Here is a 3263-nt window from a genome sequence, read left to right as displayed (position 1 = left end):
GCCCTGGTCTACATCGCGGCCCGCGCGCCCGATGCCGGCGAGGACTACACCGCGCTCGCTGCCCAGTTCCCAACGCCACCTGCGAGTGCGGGCCTTATCAAGGCCGCAGACGGCTATGCGCAGTTGAGTGAGGAGGCGTTCCTGAAGGACTTCGCGCAAGACGTCGACCCGGCGCGGGCCAAAGCGTTGTACGCCGTGCAGGGCCGCATATCAGGTCAGCTGTTCAGCGGGAAGGTGACACAGGCAGCGTGGCGGAACAAACCATCGTTCTATGCGGTGTCGAAGTACGACCGCACGATCGATTCCGGTCTCGAGCGCTTCATGGCCGGTCGAATGAACGCCAAAACGATCGAGCTCGATGCCAGTCACCTGTCGATCATCTCGAAGGCGAAGGAGATCTCCGACCTCATTCTCGAGGCCACCGGGCGGTGACGAGCGTGCCGCCGAAGAGGCTTAGGCCTTCGAGCACATGCGCTTTCACGTTTGGGCATTGTCGCCTGACGGCGTCAGGTGTTCCCGCGATGACGCATTTGGGCGCTTGGGCGGGGCTGGGCAGCGGGCAGCAGACCAGCGAATCCTCCAGGTCTTCAACGGAGTTCGGGAAGAACGGTGACGCCGCGCGGCGGCGTCTGAATGCCAGTGCCACGGGCCATTGTTGTAAGCGGATTTGAGCCAGTCATGGGGCAGCAGGCTGCTGCTCGGCGGAGGTCATCACGGCGCCACCTCGTTTCAGCCTTACCACCGCTATGAGCGCTGCCACCCCACCGACGATGCTGTACAGGCCGAAATCCTCGGCGATGGTGATGGCGCCGATGTCAGGTTGGATTGCGAACGCCACACCCAGAGCCACGGAGATCACGCCGGTGATCCCCAGCAAGGCGCGATAGCCGGCCGGTTCGTGTACAGAGAAGGCGAGTATCACCTCGACGACTCCTGCGGCCACCGCCCAGACCGCGATAACAAGGACCAATGCGAGCGCCGTGATGCCAGGCCAGACCAGGGCGACGATACCCGCAGCCAAGTCGACTATGGCCAACAACAAGTGTCCGGCAACTGATCCCGCCTTGCGGGAACCGAATCCTCTGGCGACTTGCAGCCCTGCGGCGATGAAGGCGTAGACGGCGAACAAGATGACGAGCGCCGCGACGGTAAGGCCCGGCCATGCGACCGCAATCGCGCAGCTGATCTGGTGGACCGCCGCTCGGAAACGAAGTCGAACAATGTACAAGCGTTCGTGCCGAATCGCGGTGCCCGGCTTGGATCGCGCCGAGCAATTCCATCGTTGAATGAGTCGCCAGCCGCGTCGGTGGCCTTCATGACCACGTCAGCGACCAATCGCTGTGTCGGTGAACAACGTCGCTAGCAACCGCTTGAAAAGGTCGCCTTGCCGTGAAAGGCCGTCCCGTTCTGCGTCATACGCGCTTCGCGACAACAGCGGGCCTCAGCGATGACTGGCCCGCAGGTTCACCGTCGTGTCATTCATCCGCGCTGCCGAATCACCCTGGCCGGCGAGAACAATGGTCCGGTCATCCTCGGTAATGACATGCCGGGATGGCTGGTGACAGCATGCCACCTGACCGACGGCGTCGTCGACCATGCCGTGATTTCAGCAGCCCACCGCGCCAACAGTATCGGTTGTTGCCGCGACTAATCTTCAGTGGAAGATCATGTCTCGCCGAACAATGACGGCCAGTCACCGGGCACCGACGATCGACACGGTGGGCAGACAGCCCGCCGAGGGCGATAGAAGGGTTCCTGATGGAACGCACCGATCTCGGCACAGAGTTCGAGAAGATCTCCGACAAAGCGAAAACCGCGACAGACAAGCTAAAGGCTGCCAATCTGCGGAACAAGGATCAACTCGAGACTGACGTCGCGCGCGCGAGAGATAAAGCGGCTGCAACTGCCGATCAGTTCAAACACAAGGCAGATGCCGCCCACGATCAAGCGTCGTCGCAGTGGCAAGAGATCCGGGGCAAATGGCAGGCCCATGTCACCAAGGTAAGGACAAACGTCAAGAACAAGCAGGCCCGATTCGACGCGAAGGAGGCTGCGACGGACGCCGACATTGCCGAGGCGTACGCACTCGACGCCATCGACTTCGCCCAGGGCGCGATCGAGGAAGCCGAGTACGCGGCGCTCGATGCCATGTATGCGCGATCCGAGGCAGACGCGCTCAGTTCCTGACCGCGGATGGCGTCGGGTCACTCAGCATCGTTTCAACTGGCCCCGCATCCACCAACTTACGAAAGGTTTGTCATGCCAAAGAAAACCGAATACGAGCAGGGCACACCAAACTGGGTCGACTTGCAGACCACCGATCAGCCCGCCGCCAAGGAGTTCTATGCGTCGCTGCTCGGCTGGAGCTTCGACGACCAGCCGATGCCTCAGGGCGGCGTCTATTCCATGGCGATGTTGAGGGGGGAAACCGTGGCGGCGCTCGCGCCGATGCCGCCGGGTGCGCCGGAAGGGATGCCGCCGATGTGGAACACCTACATCGCGGTGGACGACGTCGACGCGACGGCTGAGAAGGTTGCACCCGCCGGCGGGCAGGTGCTGATGCCGGCCTTCGACGTCGCGGACGCCGGCAGGATGGCCTTCATCGCCGATCCGACCGGCGCCGTCGTGGGGCTGTGGCAGGCCAATAGGCACATCGGCGCGACGCTGGTCAACGAGCCCGGCGCACTCTTTTGGAACGAATTGATCACGGACAAACCGGATGCGGCGCTGGCGTTCTATGAAGCCGTGCTGGGCGTGACCCAGTCAAGTGCGGAGCTGGCTCCGGGCCAGAGGTACCACATGCTCAAGGTCGGGGGGCACGATGTCGGCGGCTGTGTGGAACCGCCGATGCCCGACGTGCCCAACCATTGGCGCGTCTACTTCGCGGTGGACGATGCCGACGCCACGGCGGCCAAGGCAGCCGCGGCGGGCGGGCGGGTCGCCGTGGAGCCGTTCGATATCCCCTGGGCCCGGCTGGTGGGGCGGGGCGGCGCGTCGGTTGGGCGAAGTGCCGTCTTGGCCGACCCGCAGGGTGCCGCTTTCAGCGTGGTGACGCTCCCACCGCAGCAGTAGGAGGTCCGTGCTCGGCTGGCTCTCCCGGCTACCGCCTACGCAGGTTTGACCCCGCGTGGCAACCTCGACGGCATGGGCGCCGCTCGGGTCGTCCGAGGACAACTCGGCAAGCCGAAATAAACCTGACATAACTGCGAAACGACGAATCAGTAGGCCGGCACAAGACGGCGCGTCCACGGTGTCTGGACGTC

General features: G+C 63.8%; 5 protein-coding genes. 3 read left to right on the top strand and 2 right to left on the bottom strand.

The window, feature by feature from the left end:
• Positions 1-432, top strand: a 432-nt coding sequence (locus tag QOC69_RS09340; protein ID WP_526438651.1) for an alpha/beta fold hydrolase, incomplete at its 5' end; no start/stop codon positions are given.
• 244 nt (positions 433-676) lie between these two features.
• Here QOC69_RS09340 and QOC69_RS09335 read toward each other — a convergent pair.
• Positions 677-1228 (bottom strand): HdeD family acid-resistance protein, encoded by a 552-nt coding sequence (locus tag QOC69_RS09335; protein WP_526438649.1) that lies wholly within the window; start codon positions 1226-1228, stop codon positions 677-679.
• 213 nt (positions 1229-1441) lie between these two features.
• Positions 1442-1597 (bottom strand): hypothetical protein, encoded by a 156-nt coding sequence (locus QOC69_RS09330; protein ID WP_526438647.1) that lies wholly within the window; start codon positions 1595-1597, stop codon positions 1442-1444.
• Positions 1598-1758: 161 nt separating this feature from the next.
• Between QOC69_RS09330 and QOC69_RS09325 the strand changes: the two genes are divergently transcribed.
• Together QOC69_RS09325 and QOC69_RS09320 are read left to right on the top strand one after the other, a co-directional pair.
• Positions 1759-2187 (top strand): hypothetical protein, encoded by a 429-nt coding sequence (locus QOC69_RS09325; RefSeq protein ID WP_526438645.1) that lies wholly within the window; start codon positions 1759-1761, stop codon positions 2185-2187.
• Between the two features lie 72 nt (positions 2188-2259).
• Complete coding sequence (locus tag QOC69_RS09320; protein WP_526438643.1) at positions 2260-3072, top strand: VOC family protein; 813 nt, start codon at positions 2260-2262, stop codon at positions 3070-3072.
• Positions 3073-3263: the final 191 nt, after the last annotated feature.

This window comes from Mycobacterium sp. (genome assembly GCF_032162105.1).
Taxonomy (GTDB): domain Bacteria; phylum Actinomycetota; class Actinomycetes; order Mycobacteriales; family Mycobacteriaceae; genus Mycobacterium.
Note: the sequence above shows the minus strand (reverse complement) of the source record. Positions and strands in the feature narration are given on the sequence as shown.

What these genes read in the sequence shown, in the direction of transcription:
- QOC69_RS09330 (WP_526438647.1), bottom strand. Translation starts at nt 1,597, where the DNA reads ATGGTCGACGACGCCGTCGGTCAGGTGGCATGCTGTCACCAGCCATCC.
- QOC69_RS09325 (WP_526438645.1), top strand. Translation starts at nt 1,759, where the DNA reads ATGGAACGCACCGATCTCGGCACAGAGTTCGAGAAGATCTCCGACAAA.
- QOC69_RS09320 (WP_526438643.1), top strand. Translation starts at nt 2,260, where the DNA reads ATGCCAAAGAAAACCGAATACGAGCAGGGCACACCAAACTGGGTCGAC.